Origin of the sequence: Sorangium sp. So ce1036 (genome assembly GCF_051369805.1) — a bacterium.
In the GTDB taxonomy this organism is placed as follows: domain Bacteria; phylum Myxococcota_A; class Polyangia; order Polyangiales; family Polyangiaceae; genus Sorangium; species Sorangium cellulosum_F.
Genome location: NZ_JBBMOX010000001.1, coordinates 7934055 through 7949712 on the forward strand (window position 1 = coordinate 7934055; position 15658 = coordinate 7949712).

Here is a 15658-nt window from a genome sequence, read left to right on the forward strand (position 1 = left end):
CGTAGTAGTTGGACGCCGTGACCTTGCCGAAGCCCACGCCTCTCGGCGAGCTCGAGGAAGCCGTGCTCTCCGCGCTGTGGAGCAGCGCGTCGCCGCTCTCGGTGCGCGAGGTCCTCGGCCGCGTTCAGCGGCGGCCGGCGCTCGCGTACACGACGGTGCTCACGGTGCTCGATCGCCTCCACGAGAAGGGGATGGTCGAGCGAGAGAAGCAGGGGAAGGCCTTCCTGTATCGCGCCCGCGCCTCGAAGGAGGCATGGCTCGGCGAGCAGGCGGCGCGCATGCTGACCGCGGAGCGCGGGCCGCCGAGCAGCGCCGTCCTGATGGCGTTCCTCGACTCGGCCGAGCGCGCCGATCCCGCGCTGGTGGAGCACCTGTCGTCCCTCATCGAGCGCCGGCGCGCCGGGGCGTCGCAAGCCGCCGGCGCGCCGGGCAAGAAAGGACGGTCCACGTGACGCCCCCGCTGGCCTCCCTGCCGCTCGGAGCCGCGTTCGTCGCCTTCGCGCTGGTGAGCGCGTGGGCGGTCGGTCTCGTGGCGCGCTTCGCCGTGCGCTGGCCGTCGCCGGGCCAGCGGCTGCCATCGACGGCGCTGCGCGCCGCCGTCGTCTTCGCTCCGGCGGTCCTCGGGGCGGTCGGATGCGCGGCGCTCGCGCTTCCGAACCCGCTCGTCGGCTGCCACTGCGCCGAGCACGGGCTGCACCACCCTCACCTTTGCGCGCTCCACCTGGTCTTCGCGCTGCCGCTGGTCACGCCTTCCGCTTACCTCGTCGGGGCATGGCTCGCGCTCGTCGCGCCGGGCGTCCTCCGGCTCGTCCGTGACGCGATCGCCTCGGCGCGGTGGACCAGGGCCGTGCGGCGTCTGCCGGCCGTGGCGCTCGACGGCGTCGCCGTGCGGCTCGCCGACTGTGGGGCGCCCACCGCCTTCACGATCGGCGCCCTCTCGCCGGTCATCGTGGTCGATCGCGTCCTCTTTCGATCGCTCTCGGACGAGGAGCGGCGCGCCGTCGTCCACCACGAGCGGGCCCACGTCGAGCGGCGCGATGGGCTCACGCTGCTCGCGCTGCGCCTCTGCGTCTCCCTGTTCCCAGGCCCCGCAGGCCAGCGGCTGGTCGAAGCGTGGCGAGCGGCAGCGGAGCAATCCTGCGACCGTCACGCGGCCGGCAAGCTCGGCGATCCCACCGCGGTCGCCGCGGCGCTCGTCGCGGTCGAGAAGATCCGGGCGCAGGGGTCCCGAAGGGCCGCGCTCCCCGCGCACGCCATGGGCGCGCTCGCAGGCAATGATCTCTCGCGCCGCGTCCTCGCGTTGCTCGAGGTGAATACGCTTCCCCAGCGCACCGAGCCGCGGCTCGCCAACGACGTGCTCGCCACGGCGATCGTCGCCGCCAGCGCGCTCCTGCTGACGTTCGTGTGGCCCGGGGACGGGTTCCACCACGCCATCGAAACGCTGATCGGTCACCTCATTCACTAGGGGAGTGCAGCGATGTGCCCTCACCGTCCCGCCGTGTGCTCATCAACTACAAATCGTAGTAGATTCTTCGCCGGCTTTGTCCTCGTGGCCATGACGGCGCCCGCGTCGAGCGGCGTCGCGGCTCCGCCGCTGGACGAGGGCGCGGCGGCGCGGCGGGTCTGCGCCGAAGGGCCCGCCGCCGCAGCGGCGCGCGCGGAGCGGCTCCGGGGCGAGGCCGCCGTCACCGCGGCCGGTGTGCTCCCGAACCCGTCGCTCTCCATCCAGCACCAGCGCACGCTGAGCGGACCGGCCGAGCGCGAGACCGTCGTGGGGCTCTCCGTCCCGCTCGGGCTCGGCGGCCAGCGCTTCCTGCTCCAGGACGCGGCGCGCGCTCTCCGCGAGCAGGCGCTCTCCGAGGCCCACGCGACGCGCTTCGACGCGGTCCTCGAGCGCGCCGTCGCGGAGGCCGCGGCGCTCGAGAGTCAGGCAGGCAGGCTCTACGCAGCGGGCACGAGGCTGGACGCGGCGCTGGATCACGCGTGCGGCGACGCCGCGGGAGGTACACGATGAACTCTGGGCGCTTCACCCTGGCGGCCGCGCTCGCCCTCTGCGCCCTCGTTCCCGGCGCGATCGGATGCCATCGCGGCGAGCACGGGCACAGCCACGATGACCATGGCCACGGGCACGGCCACGACCACGAGGCCGTGGAGAACGAGCCGGAGCCGCTCTCCATCACGAGGTGGACCGATCTGCACGAGCTCTTCGTGGAGTTCCCGCCGCCGGCACCTGGCAAGCCCGTGCCCTACCACGCGCATGTCACCCGGCTCGACGGCTTCCAGGCGGCCACCGAGGGGACCTTCCATGTGCGCTTCAAGACGCCCACCGGCGTCGCCGCGGAGACGAGCATCCAGGGCGTCAAGCGGCCGGGCATCTTCACGCCCGAGGGGCCCGCGCCCGCAGCGGGCACGTACTCCCTCGAGATGGTGTACGAGCACGCGGGGAAGACCGACGTCTTCGACTGCGGTCCCATCACGGTCGCCGACGAGCCGCCGCCGCCGGAGCCGGAGGCCGGAGGCGGCGCGATCACCTTCCTCAAGGAATCGCAATGGAAGATCCCCTTCGCGACCGCGTGGGCGGAGGAGCGCCCCATCGCCAAGGAGATCGAGATCGCCGCCACCGTCGAGCCGGCGGCCTCGGATCAGCTCACGATCGGCGCTCCGACGGGCGGACGGTTCTTCCATGACCCGAAGCGCGCGCTCGCGGAGGGGCTCCGCGTCGCCAAGGGGGATGTGCTCGGCGCCATCGCGCCCACCGTGGCCGGCGACGACTACACGCGGCTTCAGTTCGCCACCGAGGAGTCCAGGCTGGAGAAGGAGCAGATCGAGCGAGAGATCGCGCGGATCGAGCCGCTCGTGAAGGACGGCCTCGTACCCGAGCGACGGCTCATCGAGCTCAGGAACCAGCTCGACGCGGCGCAGGCGAGGCTGCGCTCGGCGCAGGGCCGCATCGGGCGGGTCCTGTCACCAGGAGGGACGGGCGGCATCAAGATCAAGTCGACCCTCGACGGCATCGTGTCGCAGGTCCTCGTCCCGAACGGCGAGCCGGTCGAGGCCGGGGCGCCGCTCGTGCGCATCGGCGGGACGGATCACCTGTGGATCCGCGCGCGCTTCGTCGCCCGCCCTGCGGCGACGTTCGATCAGGCGAGGCCCACGGCCGTGCGCCTGCCGAGCGGCGAGCGCCTCGACATCGAGGGGCGAGGAGCTCGGTTCCTGTCGCTGCTGCCGGTCATCGACGCCGACTCCCGGATCGCCACCTGGATCGCCGACGTGCCGCCGCTCCCGAGCGCCGGCGCGCCGGCCGGCGAGGGAACCTCGACCCAGACAGCGTCCGCGCCCCGGGACGAGCTGCGGCCCGGCGCCAGCGTGGTGCTCGCGGTCCGGCGCGGCGCTCCTCGGACGGCGCTCGCGGTCCCCCGGGCGGCCGTGGTCGAGATCGACACGCGCCCGTACGTGTTCGTCCAGACCGACGGAGAGCACTTCGAGAAGCGTCGCGTCACGCTCGGCGACGCCGACGGCGCCTTCGTGGAGGTGCGCTCGGGCGTCGCGAAGGGCGATCGCATCGTCACCCGAGGCGGCTTTGACGTTCACCTGGCCTCGCTGATGGGGACCGTCGAGTCCCACCGTCACTAGCCGAGGAGCTCCCCGCCATGTTCGACGCCATCATCCGCGGCTCGCTCCGCCACGCCTGGCTCGTGATCGCCGCCGCGCTCGTGCTGATCGGCGCCGGCGCTTACGCCACCGCCACCATGCCGCTCGACGTCCTCCCGGAGCTCTCGGCGCCCTCGGTCACGGTCGTCACCGAGGCCGGAGGGCTCGCCCCGGAGGAGGTGGAGAAGCTCGTCACCACGCCGCTGGAGCAGGCGCTGAACGGCGCCTCGGGCGTGCGCCGGATCCGCTCGTCGTCCGCGGTCGGGATCGCGCTGATCTGGGTCGAGTTCGCGTGGGATGTCTCGCCCGTCGTGGCGCGGCAGGTCGTCGCGGAGAAGCTCTCGTCCGCCCGCTCCTCGCTCCCCGCGGGCATCGAGCCGTTCATGGCGCCCGCGTCGTCGATCATGGGCGAGATCATGTTCGTGGGGCTGGTCAGCGACGGCGACGACGAGGCGAAGATCTCGCGCGGCGACCTGCGGGACACGGCCGAGTGGCTCGTCCGGCGGCGCCTCCTCGCGGTGCCGGGGATCGCGCAGGTGGTGCCCATCGGCGGCGCGCTGAAGCAGGTCGAGATCACGCTCTCGCCGGAGCTGCTCATGCAGCACCGGGTCGGGACGGCGCAGGTCCTCGAGGCGCTACAGGGGGTCTCCGAGAGCACGTCCGGCGGCTTCTACGTCGCGGGCGCGCAGGAGTACCTGATCCGCGGGCTCGGCCGGCCGAGCTCGCTCGAGGCGCTCGGACAGGTGGTCATCGCCGAGCGTGACGGCGTCCCGCTTCACCTGGCCGACATCGCGACGGTCGCCATGGGCGAGGCGATCCGGCGCGGCGAGGCGGCCGTCGACGGCCGGCACGCCGTCGTGCTGAAGGTCCAGAAGCAGCCGCAGGCGAACACGCTCGAGCTCACCGACCGGGTCGACCAGGCGCTCGACGAGATCGCGGCGTCGCTGCCGGAGGGCATGTCCCTCTACCGCAAGGGGTTCCGCCAGGCCGACTTCATCCGCGTCGCGCTCCGCAACGTGACGACCGTGCTCCGCGACGGGGCGATCCTCGTCGCGATCGTCCTCACCCTCTTCCTCATGAGCTGGCGGACCACGCTCATCTCGCTGCTGGCCCTGCCGCTCTCGCTGCTCGCGGGGCTCCTCGTCCTCCGCGTGACAGGCGCCTCCATCAACACGATGACGCTCGGCGGGTTCGCGATCGCCATCGGCGAGCTCGTGGACGACGCGATCATCGACGTCGAGAACGTCTACCGGCGCCTGCGGGAGAACGCGCTCTTGCCGCCGGAAGAGCGGCGGCCCGTCCTCGACGTGGTGTACGAGGCGTCGCGCGAGATCCGGAGCTCGGTCGTCTTCGCGACGATCATCATCCTGCTCGTCTTCGCCCCGCTCTTCTTCCTGAGCGGCATCGAGGGGCGCCTCCTGCGCCCGCTCGGCGTCGCCTACGTGACCAGCATCGGCGCCTCGCTGTTCGTGGCGCTGACGATCACGCCGGTGCTCTGCATGCTCCTGCTCGGCCGGACGGACGGCGCGGCGGCGCACCGGGAAGGGAGGCTGGTGCGCTCCCTCAAGGCGCGCTATCGCCCGGTCGTCGCCGCCGCGCTGCGCGTCCCCGTGCCGATCGGCCTCGCCTCGCTCGCCGGCGCGGTCGCGGCCGTCGTGGCCCTGGCCTCGTTCGGCAGGAGCTTCCTCCCCGAGTTCAACGAGGGATCGCTGAACATCGCGGCCGCGACCGCGCCCGGCACGTCGCTGGAGACCTCGGACCAGATCGTCGGCCGGCTCGAGCGATCCTTGCTTTCCCACCCGGCGGTCACCTCCGTCATCCGGAGCACCGGGCGCGCCGAGCGGGACGAGCACGCGCTCGACGTGAACTTCTCCGAGCTCGAGGTCGGGCTCGACATCTCCAAGGGGGAACGCGAGGAGATCCTGGCGCAGATCCGCGAGCAGGCCGCCGCGATCCCGGGCCTCTCCGTGACGGTGGGCCAGCCGATCAGCCACCGCATCGAGCACCTCGTGAGCGGCGTGCGCGCGAGCCTCGCCCTCAAGATCTACGGCGACGACCTCGACCAGCTCCGCGCGCTCGCGCGCGGGGCCGAGGCGGCCATGAACGGCGTCCCCGGGGTCGTCGACCTCGCGGTGGAGCAGCAGACCGAGATCCCCCAGCTCGTCATTCGGCCCAAGGCGACCGAGCTCGCCGCCTTCGGCAAGAGCCCGGGGGAGCTCTCGCGCTTCGTGGAGATGGCCTTCGTCGGCAGCAAGGTCGGCCTCTTCTGGGAGCAGGAGCGCGTCTACGATGTGGTCGCGAAGCTCCCGAGCTCCTACCGCTCGGATTTCGCCCTGATGGCCGCCACGCCGGTCGACGTCCGCGGCGAGCGCTTCACCGAGCTCGGGGGGATCGCCGCGCTCGACAAGACCCTGGGGCCCAACCTCATCAACCACGAGAACGTGCAGCGCCGGATCATCGTGACCGCGAACGTGGCCGGGCGCGATCTCCGGGGGGCCGCCGAGGACGTCCTCGCGGCCGTGCGCGGTGGGGTGAAGATGCCGCCGGGTTACCGCGTCGAGCTCGGCGGAGCGTTCGAGAGCGAGGCGTCGGCGAGCCGCACGATCCTGGCCCTCTCGGCGCTGGCGATCGTCGGGATGACGGCGCTCCTGCTCGTGGCGTTCCGCTCTGCCAGGGACGCGGCGCTCGTCCTGTTCAATTTGCCGCTCGCCCTCGTCGGGGGCGCGGTCGCGGTCTGGCTCGGCGGCGGCGTGCTGAGCATCGCCTCGCTCGTCGGGTTCATCACCCTCTTCGGGATCGCGACCCGGAACGGCATCATGATGGTGACCCACTACCGGCACCTGCTCACCGTGGAAGGGCTGCCGCTGCGCGAGGCGGTGATCCAGGGGAGCGTGGACCGGCTCGTGCCGATCCTCATGACCGCCCTGACCGCGGCCCTGGCGCTGGTTCCGATCGTGCTCGCGGCCGGCGAGCCGGGCAACGAGATTCAGGCGCCCATGTCCGCCGTCATCCTCGGCGGATTGACGAGCTCGACGCTGCTCAACCTCATCGTGATTCCCCCGCTGTTCGCGCGCTTCGGCGCGCCGAACGCGACGCGAGACGCCGCCTCAGCCGATGTCGCCGGGGTGGCGACAGGGGGCAGCGCCGCGGCCTAGTACGCTGTCAATCAGGTTCGTCCCGGGGTCGTCGCTCACGGGGCCTGCACCCCGGCGGGCTTGTTTGTGGCCCGCCGGGGCGCAGGCCCCGTGCTCTTACTTGCCCCCGCCCTTCGAGATCTTCCCTTCCGTGAAGACCACGTGTTTGCGCGCGACGGGATCGTACTTCTTTATCTGCATCTTCTCCGTCATCGTCCGTTTGTTCTTCGTCGTATAGTAGCAATAACCGGTCCCCGCGGACGAGACGAGCTTGATGATATCGCGCACGGCGTGCCCTCCTTGTCGTCGCATGGCAGCAAGCCGCGGCAGAGGATCGGCGGACCTGCTGGATGCGACGTCACTACCTCGATCCGCCCGTTGATGCAATCAGATTGCATCAACGGCGCGCTCCGTTGCATGTGAGCGTGTGCGTGCTGCGGCGGGGCGTCGACCCCGACGTGGACGGCTTCGTGCGCGAATGGCTGCTGCCACGGCCAATCTCCGAGGCGCTGCGCGTCGACCCAGGCGCACCCGACCTCGCGGCGCCGGCTGCTGGAGCCCCCTCCTCGCCCGGTCGTGAAGCCTTCCTCCACGACGCGCGCGGGCTGATATCGCTCTTCGCGGATCTCACGGGCTGCCCGCGAGTCGGCGTGCGGCTCGCGCGGCTCGGCTACGCCGGCTCCACGCCGCCGTGGTGGTCGCGGTGCCCGCCGTGCGGGCCTGGACCAGGCTCGCCTTACGCGCCGCCTCCGCCGCTACTCCACCTGCCAGAACACGACCGTGCCGGCGGCGTCCGCGCCGAGGAGCCCCGCGTGCGCGGGGTGCCACGCGAGCGCGGTGACCTCGTCCTCCAGGAACGCGTAACGCACCGGCTTCGCGAGCCGCCGCGGCTCCCAGAGCAGCACGCCGTGGTCCTGGGCGCCGCTCGCGAGCACCCCCTTGCGCGGGCTGAACGCGAGCTGGACGCAGGTGTCCTGATGACCCTCGAGCTCGATGGGACGGGTCCCCTCGGGGCCCTTGCCCGAGAAGTCCCAGACCGTGACCGCCGGGGCGCCGCCGGTCGCGAGCAGGCGCGACTGCGCGTCCCACGCGAGCGCCTTCGGCTTCGCGGGATACCCGCGCATCTCCGAGTCCTGCCCGGTCGAGAGGCGCCAGAAGTGCACCGACCGATCCTGGCTGCCGCAGGCGATGACCTTCCCGTCGGGGCTCCACGCCATCGACACGAGCGAGCCCTGCCAGGCGAGGTGGCGCGACTCGGCCCCTGCGGCGATCGACCAGAGATAGACGCCGCCGTAACACGCCGCCGCGAGCTCCGCGCGGTCGGTCCGAAAGGCGAGCGCGGCGACCGTGCTGGGGAGCGGCTCGGTCTCGACGATGGGCTCGCCGCGCCCGGTCCATACACGCACCGTGCGCCCCGAGCCGGTGGCCAGGTGCTCGCCGCCGGGCGCCCACGCCACGTGCTCGACCCACGCCGCCCCGCCGGGGAGCTCGGCCACGAGGGCGCCGGACAGGTCGAAGAGACGCGCCTTCTCATCCTGGCCGCACGTGGCCAGGCGCGCTCCGCAGGGGGAGAACCCGAGCGCGAGGACCCCGTTCGGGTGCGCCTCGGTGCTCCAGCGCACCGCGCCGGTCTGCAGGTCGACGGCGAGCACCGTCCCGGCGCCGGTCCCGATCGCGCACAGGCTGCCGTCGCGCGTCACGCTCATCGCGACGACGTAGTCTCCCGCCGAGACCCGCCAGCGCGGCGGGAGCTCGGTTTTGCCGCGCGGCGCCCGCGTTGTCACGCCAGGCATCGATGGAACCCCCGGGTCAGCTGCTCGCGGTCCAGGTTGCGGCCGATGAACACGAGATCGCTCGCCCGGCGCTCGCTGCCCCAGGGTCGATCCTCGCGCCCGTCGAAGAGCATGTGCACGCCCTGAAAGACGAAGCGGCTGTCCAGGCCGCGGAGGTTCAGGATGCCCTTCATCCGGAAGATGTCCGCGCCCTTCTCGCGCAAGAGCTCCGAGATCCACCGCGTGAGCCGCTCGCGGTCGAGCGCGCCGTCGAGGTGGATCCCGACGGAGCTCACCTGCTCGTCGTGGCTGTGCCCGGCCGCGAACTCGCGCGAGGCGGCCGGCTCGACGACGCCGCCCGACTCGAGCCGCGCCCCGAGCTCACCCGGGAGGTGCTGCAAGTACAGGCCGTAACGCCCGCGCTCCGGCGCGGTGAGCCGGAACCGCATCGTCCCCTCGGCGCGCAGGGCGAGCCTGGACGGGCGCTCTCCGATCCCCAGGCGCTCGCCCGGCGCGACCCGCGCCGGCGGCTCCGCCCAGACCCGCACGGCGCGGTCCGCGGCGTCGCGCGCGCCCGGATCGGCGCCTGGCCCGAGCGGCAGGACCACGACGTCCATGGTCGCGTCGGGGCCCGGCTCCAGGACGAGCTCGTGGTCGCCCTCCTCCAGGTCGAACGCGCCGGCCCACTCGAACGGGTACTCGGGCTCCAGGAAGGCCGGCTTCTGCGCGAGCGCGCGGTCGAGGTCGAAACCGCCCACGCCGAGCACGTCGGCGATCGGCACGTCGGCGTTCGTCGCGCGGAGCACGCGGGCCAGCGTGTTCATGCCGCGCACGCGCCGCTCGAGGGCGTCGAGCTCGCGCTCGGTCACGAGGTCGGCCTTGTTGAGCACGATCACGTCCGCGAAGGCGACCTGCTCCTTGCACTCGCTCGAGTCCTCGAGGTGCAGGTGGATGTGCTTCGCGTCGACGAGCGTGACGATCGCGTCGAGCGCGAACAGCTCGCGCACGTCGTCGTCGACGAAGAACGTCTGGGCGACCGGCCCGGGGTCGGCCAGGCCCGTGGTCTCCACGAGCACGTGGTCGAACTTGTCCTTCCGCTTCATGAGGCTGCCGAGGATGCGGATGAGATCGCCGCGCACGGTGCAGCAGATGCAGCCGTTGTTCATCTCGAAGACCTCCTCGTCCGCGTTGATGACGAGGGCCTGGTCGATGCCGATCTCACCGAACTCGTTCTCGATGACGGCGATGCGCTTGCCGTGGTTCTCCGTCAGGATGCGGTTGAGGAGCGTGGTCTTGCCTGCCCCGAGGAAGCCGGTGAGCACGGTGACGGGGATCTTGCCTTGATTCATGGGTCCCTTCGGATTCGGGTGTTGTTCGTGTCAGGGGTCGAGCGGATCATTGCGCCCCCGCGCCGAGGAGGGCGTCGGCGCCGACCACCACGCCGGTCGCGATGCCGAGCAGCGCCGCCGCGACGATCGAGAAGCGGCGCGCCGCGCCCCCTCGCGCCAGCGTCCACCCGATGGGCCACGACAGGATCACCGTCAGCGCGATCATGCCGGCGACGGTGCCCAGGCCGAAGAGCGCGAGGTACGCCGCGGCCCAGAGCCGTGAGGGGATGGTCGTCGTCGCGAGCAGGGCGATGCCCGCGGAGCCCGCGAGGCCGTGGACGAGGCCGACGGCGACCGACCTCGCGTGCGCGGCGCCGCCGTGGCCGGACGCTGACGCTCGCCGCTGCGGGCGCACGAGGTGCCACGCGCCGAGCGCGATCAGCATGAACGCCACGAGGAGCTGGGCCGCCCTCTCGAACGGCGCAGGGATGCGAAGGTCGAGCAGGACGACGAGCAGCCCGACGCCGAGGAAGGTGGCGGAGTGGCCGAGCCCCCAGAGCGCCGCGATGAGCGCGGCGCGGCGCGGCCCGCGCTCGCGCTGGAGCAACGTGGCGATGGCGACGAGGTGGTCAGCGTCCGTCGCGTGGCGCAGGCCGAGGCCGAGCCCGAGGAGCAGCGCAGACACGCCCGTCACGGCCGCCCTCCGGCGCCGGGCGAGCGAGGCGCCGCCATGAGATGAAGCGCTGCTGCGTCCGGAGACGCCGTGGGGACCACGCCGCGGCCGCCGTGCGGCGCAGCTTCCGTGTGCGGGTGCATGACGCCCCGGGTAATCGACCTGGGCACAACTTGCAACAGGATTGCAAATGCATCCGATTAGCGACAGCCCGGGCGCTGGAATTTACGATGCTCCACCTCCCTGGCCTCTCCGGCGCTCTCGGCGCCGGGCCCGCAGGCGGGCGGCACCGGCCGGGAGCGCGCCTCAGAGCTCGATGCCGAGGAGCGCGCCCGGCCGGAGCCGGTGGCGCGTGAGGACGGCCTCGGTCCCCTGCTCGAGGGCCAGCGCGTAATCGATGCGCGCGGGATCGAGCTCGAGAAAGAGCTCCGTGAACAGGCAGATGCCCCCGGTGAGCGAGACCCTGGCCAGGACGCCGGCCGCGAGCACGAACGCGTTCGCGGCGCGCGCCCCGGTCGGGACGAACCCGGGGTTCTCCGCGCTCCCCTGCCGCGGCGTCGCGGTCACGCGGTCGACCCCCGCCCCGAGCCGCGCGCCGAGCTCGGGCGACGTCGCGCCCGGACCGAGCGAGAGCAGCCAGGAGGCGTCGGCGCGGAGCGCGACCGCGCTGAGGTCGAGGCCGATGCGCGGCTCCTCGTAGCGGCGCTCGATCTGGTACTGGAAGCGGGCGCCGAGCGAGAGCCGCTGCCGCCCCCAGCCGCCGCCGAGCCCGACGCGCAGCCCGGGGCCGTGCGCCCAGCCCAGCTCGTCCGAGTGCGCCATGACGCCGTAGAAGACCCCGAGCTCCAGCGCGCGGCGCGGCCTGGATGGCGCCGGGACCGGATCGCGGGTGGGCCGCGCCCGCGGCGCCCCTCCCTCCTCCGGCCCCGCGTCCCGGAGGAGGAGCGCGCTGGCCTGCGCCCGGTCGAGCGAGGAGCGCGCGCCCTCGCGCAGCGATCGCAGCGAGAGCTCCACGACCTGGGCCACGGACTCGCGATCGAGCTCGTCGAAGCGGCCCGAGAGCTCGATCGAGCGCAAGAGGAAGCGATCGGCCACGGGATCCGTGAAGTAGAGGGCGGCGCGGCGCGGGTCGCTCAGATCGATCCAGCACGAGAGGGTCACGCCGGAGGAGGCGCGCGTCGAGAGGAGCGCTGCCGCGTCGAAGCGCGGCGCGATCCGAACGCGGACGGTGAAGGCGGAGAGCGCCTCGGATTCGAGCGCCGTCCGGATGACGTCGAGGTGGTCCGCGTCGCCCGTGAGGACGAGCTCGACGACGGGAGCGCGGCGCGATCCGGAGGGCGCTGGCGGGCCCTCCTGCGCCCGAGCAGGCGCGGCGGCGAGCGCGACGGCCGCCGCGAGCCCGAGGCAGAGGGCCGCCCGCTTCGTGATCACCCTCCGAGCTCGGTGAGGCGGCGGCGGGCGTGCTCGGCGTAGGGCGAGCTCGGGTGCTCCCGGAGCAGGCGCCGCCAGGTCTGCGCCTCGTCGCCGGAGCGCCCGAGCGCCCGCAGCGCGCGCCCGCGGCCGTAGAGCGCCTCGACGGCCAGCGCGCGTGAGCCGGCGGCGGCGAGGTACCGATCGAACTGCGCGAGCGCGGCGGCGGGCGCGCCGGTGTCGAGGAGCAGGCTGCCGAGCGACACGAGCGAGAGCGTGGCCTCCGGCGACGCCGCGAAGCCCTGCTGGAGCGAGCGGTACAGCGCGATGGCGCGCCGGGCGCTCCCGGCCCGCCGCGCGTCGTTGGCCTCGCGGAAGAGCTGCTCCGCCGTGACGGCGGAGGCCGCGGCGGCCGAGGATCCCATCGGCGACGACGCGGTGGCCGGAGGCGCGGCCGCGCTCGGCCCGCGCGCCGCGCCACGCGGCCTCGCCGCCGGCGCCGCGGGCTCCGGCGCCGCGGGCTCCGGCGCCGCGGGCTCCGGCGCCGCGCGAGGCGGCGGCGCCCCGGCGGGCGCCGGCGCGCTCGACGGCGCGGGCGGCGCGTCGACCGCCGCCGACCCGCTGGCGGACGGGACGGCCTCGGGAGGCGCGGCGGCGCGCGGACGGGACATCATGCCCCGCAGCGGCGGCTCGAGCCGACGGGCGCTCGGGGTCGCCTCGGGCGCCGGGCGCCCCTGGACGAGCGCCATGGCCGCGGCGGCGACCCCGCCGGCGAGGACGGCCGCCACGGCGTAGAGCCAGGCGCCTCGCCTCCATCCGGCCCCGCGCCGCCCGGCGAGGCCGCTCCCGGGCTCTCCGGCGTCGCCCCCGCGCCCGGCGTCGCCCCCGCGCCCGGCGTCGCCCCCGCGCCCGGCGTCGCCCCCGCGCCCGACGTCGTTGTCGGGCCGCACCGGCGCGCTCTCGCGCCGCGGATCGAGCGCCCCCTCCCCGATCGCGACGCGCGCGATGCGCGCGAGGAGCTCCGCGTCGCCGGGCTCCGCCGCGCCGACGGCGTCGAAGGCCCGCGCGAGCTCCCAGCTCATCCGACACGACGCGCAGGTCCCGAGGTGGGCATCGAAGGCGAGCCGGTCCGGCTCCGTCGCGGCGCCGCGCCGGACCCGCACGAGGAGCTCGCTCCGGCAGTCGGGGTTCACCCGTCCCTCCCCTGGAGGAGCTCGGCGAGCCTCACGTCATTGGCGAGGGCGCGCCGCAGCGCCTGCTTGCCGAGCCGGAGCCGGCTCCAGATGGTGTTCGGGGAGACCCCGGCGAGCGCCGCGATCTCGTCGACCGTATAACCGAGCACGAAATGGAGGGCGAGCGCCTCGGCCGTCGACGCGGGCATCTTGTCCAGCACCTCGAGCACCACCCCGCGGCGTCGGGCCGACACCACCTCGGCGAACGGCGACGGCCCCCCCTCGTCCGGCGCTGCCTCGACCTGGGCGTCCAGCGCGTCGAAGCGCTCGCGCCCCCGGAGGCGGCGGCGCGCGGCGAGGGCGGTCATCACCGCGACCCGGTTCGCGAAGTGGAGCACCGTGCACTCCGCCCGGAACGACGGCAACGCCTGGAGCAGCGCGAGCACGGCCTCCTGGGTCACGTCCTCGACATCGGGGTGATGTGGACCGAGCACCTTCCTCACGGTCCGTAGCATCGACCCGCCGATCTCAATCACGAGCGTGCGGACGGCCGCGGGCTCGCGCGCCGCCGCGGCCCGAGCGAGCCCGAGCAGCTCGTCCGTCCTCGGGGCGGCGCCGTCCGCCGGCGCCGGGAGATCGGTCGCGAGCTTCCGCACATTCCAGACCATGCACGACATCAGAAGGACGGGTCAAGCCGGGCTTCTGCGGATCATCGGCGTCTTCGGCGCGGAAACGCACTCATGTGCGCTGAGCACCGAAAACGCCGAGATGGGCCCGTCTCCGAAGCGGGAGACCGCCGCTCTAAGGGCCTCCGGAGATCGGCCATCCGTCGCTGTCCCACGCGAGCTCCGAGATCCGCAGCGTCGGGGCGCCGTTCGCGGTCGTGTCGTAGGCGTGATAGACGTTGAAGGCCCGGTCGCTGGCGAACAGGACGGCGTTGTGCCCTGGCCCGCGCCACCGGGAGCTCCCCTCGACGAGGAGGGTGCCGCCGCCGGACATCATCTGCCGTCCCTCCCTGTCCACGTACGGGCCGGTGATGCTCGTCGAACGACCGACGACCATCTTGTACGTGCTGTCGACCCCGCGGCAGCAGGAGTCGAACGAGACGAACAGGTAGTAGAAGCCGCAGCGCCGGACGATGAAGGGCGCCTCGATCGCCCCGCCCGCGTCGGGGCGGGAAGCGAGGGAGTGGATCTCGTCGTCGGCCCGCTCCCCCGCCGGGGTGAGCTTCACCATCTTGATACCGCTCCAGAAGCTGCCGAACACGAGCCACGGTGTGCCGTCCTCATCCATCGCGACGTTGGGGTCGATGGCGTTCCAGTCCTCCCGCGTCGCGCCGGTGTTCGAGCAGATGGCCTCGCCGCGGTCCGTCCAGGGATCTGCCGAGTCGAGCGAGGCCTTGGTCGCGTGCCCGATGCACGACCGGTTGCTGCCGAACGTGGAGGCGGAGTAGTAAAGGTGGTAGGCGCCCCCGAAGTGAGAGATATCGGGCGCCCACAGGTCGCTCACGCCCGGCACCTTCGCCGCGAGCCAGGCGGGCCTCGCGTCGAACACCCGACCGGCGTCCCGCCAGTCGATGAGGTCCGGGGAGGTCTTCATCGGTATCCGGTCGCCCGTCTGGAAGAGGTAATAGCGGTCGCCAGCATGGATGACCACCGGGTCGTGGGTCCCGAGCTGCCCGGTGAGCCGCAGCGCCCCGAGCGGGCGAGACGTGTCCAGGATCGCTTCTGCGCACCTGTCCCCGGCCCCGCCGGCGCCGTCGCTCCCACCCGCGCCGTCGCTCCCACCCGCGCCGTCGCTCCCGCCCGCGCCGTCGCTCCCGCCCGCGCCGTCGCTCCCTCCCGCGCCGTCGCTCCCGCCCGCGCCGCCACGCCCGCCAGCGCCGTCGCTCCCGCCCGCGCCGGCCGCTGCGCCGGCATCGCCGCCCGCGCCGCTGCTGGTCGTGGTGGTGGAAGCGGTCGCCGTGGTCGTGGAGGCGCCGCTGCCCTGACCACCGGAGCCCGAGCCCGATGTCGACGACTCAGGGTCGCAGTTCGTGAGCGACGCGACGAGGCAGATCGCGGGGCTCCACACTCGCACAGACACCCATCGTGGACGCGGTCGGCAGCGGGAAAGGGGCATAGGAAACTCCTGAAGCTCTCCTGGCGGCTCGTCGGCCGAGCGCGTGGCGTCGGGAGGCATCGTCTCGATTTATCACGTGGGCGGGAGCGCCCGTGATCAATCACGGGTTGCTCGAGTTTCGCATGAAGGGCTCAGAGCGATCGCCCATGACAAGAATTCTACACGAACACCACAAGCGCTGCGACTCCTCGCGGTCATGGGCGGTGCTCTCCGCGACGCGCAGCCCGGGAGCCCGGGTCAAGGTGCGATACGGTGCGCTTCGTGGATATCGACCACGCGGCTCCGCGTCGACGCGAAGAACAGGACGGCTCCGTCCGGCGAGAGGTGCGGATGGGTGTCGCGCTCCCCCGGGAGGTTCAGCGGGTCCCCGAGCGACTCCGCGGGCGCACGGGCCACC

General features: G+C 73.3%; 13 protein-coding genes and 1 pseudogene. 6 read left to right on the forward strand and 8 right to left on the reverse strand.

Features of this window, described 5'->3' with window-relative positions:
- Window positions 1–17 precede the first annotated feature (17 nt).
- The 5 genes from WMF31_RS29835 to WMF31_RS29855 all read left to right on the forward strand — a co-directional run bounded on the left by WMF31_RS29835 (window position 18) and on the right by WMF31_RS29855 (window position 6806).
- Entirely contained in the window at window positions 18–452 is a 435-nt protein-coding gene (locus WMF31_RS29835; protein WP_436605200.1) for a BlaI/MecI/CopY family transcriptional regulator, read from the forward strand.
- A complete protein-coding gene (locus WMF31_RS29840; protein WP_436605201.1) occupies window positions 449–1465 on the forward strand; it encodes a M56 family metallopeptidase in 1017 nt (338 codons plus the stop codon). The genes WMF31_RS29835 and WMF31_RS29840 overlap by 4 nt, the downstream gene beginning before the upstream one ends.
- Before the next feature lie 90 nt (window positions 1466–1555).
- Window positions 1556–2014 carry a TolC family protein gene (locus tag WMF31_RS29845; protein ID WP_436605202.1) on the forward strand — a complete coding sequence of 153 codons (459 nt, stop codon included), beginning with the start codon at window positions 1556–1558 and terminating at the stop codon, window positions 2012–2014.
- Complete coding sequence (locus WMF31_RS29850; protein WP_436605203.1) at window positions 2011–3633, forward strand: efflux RND transporter periplasmic adaptor subunit; 1623 nt, start codon at window positions 2011–2013, stop codon at window positions 3631–3633. The genes WMF31_RS29845 and WMF31_RS29850 overlap by 4 nt, the downstream gene beginning before the upstream one ends.
- 17 nt (window positions 3634–3650) lie before the next feature.
- Window positions 3651–6806: an efflux RND transporter permease subunit gene (locus WMF31_RS29855; RefSeq protein WP_436605204.1), complete on the forward strand. Its 3156-nt coding sequence runs from the start codon at window positions 3651–3653 to the stop codon at window positions 6804–6806.
- A 96-nt stretch (window positions 6807–6902) separates the two neighbouring features.
- Here the strand turns inward: WMF31_RS29855 and rpmG are convergent, their stop codons facing one another.
- The gene (rpmG, locus tag WMF31_RS29860) at window positions 6903–7097 is read right to left on the reverse strand and encodes a 50S ribosomal protein L33 (protein WP_275938705.1); all 195 of its coding nucleotides are present in this window, start codon (window positions 7095–7097) and stop codon (window positions 6903–6905) included.
- 38 nt (window positions 7098–7135) lie between these two features.
- Between rpmG and WMF31_RS29865 the strand changes: the two are divergent.
- Window positions 7136–7441 (forward strand): annotated as a pseudogene (locus WMF31_RS29865) (DUF1826 domain-containing protein); the annotation flags it as partial.
- Between the two features lie 99 nt (window positions 7442–7540).
- On the opposite strand, the gene WMF31_RS29870 reads toward WMF31_RS29865, so the two are convergent.
- From WMF31_RS29870 to WMF31_RS29900, 7 genes are all read right to left on the reverse strand, one after another.
- A complete protein-coding gene (locus WMF31_RS29870) occupies window positions 7541–8491 on the reverse strand; it encodes a WD40 repeat domain-containing protein (RefSeq protein ID WP_436605205.1) in 951 nt (316 codons plus the stop codon).
- 74 nt (window positions 8492–8565) lie between these two features.
- Window positions 8566–9906, reverse strand: a complete 1341-nt coding sequence (locus WMF31_RS29875) for a CobW family GTP-binding protein (RefSeq protein ID WP_436605206.1) — start codon at window positions 9904–9906, stop codon at window positions 8566–8568.
- A 46-nt stretch (window positions 9907–9952) separates the two neighbouring features.
- Window positions 9953–10579, reverse strand: coding sequence for a high-affinity nickel-transport family protein (locus WMF31_RS29880; protein WP_129346280.1), 627 nt, complete (start codon window positions 10577–10579; stop codon window positions 9953–9955).
- A 285-nt stretch (window positions 10580–10864) separates the two neighbouring features.
- Window positions 10865–11989, reverse strand: a complete 1125-nt coding sequence (locus WMF31_RS29885; RefSeq protein WP_436605207.1) for a hypothetical protein — start codon at window positions 11987–11989, stop codon at window positions 10865–10867.
- Entirely contained in the window at window positions 11986–13161 is a 1176-nt protein-coding gene (locus tag WMF31_RS29890) for a tetratricopeptide repeat protein (protein ID WP_436605208.1), read from the reverse strand. Before WMF31_RS29890 ends, WMF31_RS29885 begins: the two co-directional genes overlap by 4 nt.
- Entirely contained in the window at window positions 13158–13808 is a 651-nt protein-coding gene (locus tag WMF31_RS29895; RefSeq protein WP_436605209.1) for an RNA polymerase sigma factor, read from the reverse strand. Before WMF31_RS29895 ends, WMF31_RS29890 begins: the two co-directional genes overlap by 4 nt.
- A gap of 133 nt (window positions 13809–13941) precedes the next feature.
- A complete protein-coding gene (locus WMF31_RS29900) occupies window positions 13942–15219 on the reverse strand; it encodes an arabinan endo-1,5-alpha-L-arabinosidase (RefSeq protein WP_436605210.1) in 1278 nt (425 codons plus the stop codon).
- Between the last annotated feature and the right edge of the window lie 439 nt (window positions 15220–15658).